Source organism: Mesorhizobium sp. LNHC252B00 (assembly GCF_000502955.1).
In the GTDB taxonomy this organism is placed as follows: domain Bacteria; phylum Pseudomonadota; class Alphaproteobacteria; order Rhizobiales; family Rhizobiaceae; genus Mesorhizobium.
Genome location: NZ_AYWO01000097.1, coordinates 1 through 705, shown reverse-complemented (window position 1 = coordinate 705; position 705 = coordinate 1). Strand labels below are relative to the sequence as shown.

At 61.8% G+C, this 705-nt stretch carries 2 pseudogenes; both read left to right on the top strand.

Annotation, left to right across the window (positions count from 1 at the left end):
* Positions 1 to 439, top strand: a pseudogene (locus tag X744_RS00190) (methyltransferase domain-containing protein); the annotation flags it as partial.
* A gap of 57 nt (positions 440 to 496) precedes the next feature.
* A pseudogene (locus tag X744_RS1000000176360) lies at positions 497 to 705 on the top strand (hypothetical protein); the annotation flags it as partial.

The window sequence follows — 705 nt, the reverse complement described above, 5'->3', positions numbered from 1 at the left end:
GACCTGGGTTGCGGCACCGGACTGATGGGCGAGAAGCTGAGGCCGATCGTCGACCGGCTGGTGGGAATCGACATCTCGGCAAGGATGCTGAAGAAGGCGCGGGCAAAGGGCATCTACGACGCGCTGACGAAAGCGGATTTGCAGGATTTTTCCCATTCAGGCGACAAGGCCGATCTGGTGACATCAGCCGACGTGCTGATCTACATCGGCGCGCTGGAAGGCCTGATCGGGACGGTCGCCTGCCTGCTCGCCGAGGGTGGCCTGTTTGNTCGCGCTGCAGCCTTCCCGACGCTACGCCCGTTCGGAACCCTATATCAGGCGGACCCTCGGGGCCAACGGGCTTTCGATCCTGGCGCTGGAGCCAACGACCATCCGGCAGGATCGCAGTGAGCCTGTCAAAGGGCTGGCCGTTGTGGCACGCAAGGCTCACGCAGCTTGAAGCGTGCATGACCATCATCCTGCTGCTGCGAAAAAGTCCGATTTGCGTGCGCGACTGATATTTGCGATCTGGTCGCATCAGGGCGGGATATCAGGAGGAGCATATCGGATGCGCTGGAACATGATGATATTGGCCTCTTGCCTGGCGGCAGCCGGCTGCGTGGGCAATTCAGCGTCCGAGCGGCAGGACGCCAACGTCGAGTCATCGCTGCAATATGACAGCGTGCCATGCGATCAGCTGCTGGCGCAGCGCAACGGATTGGCGCA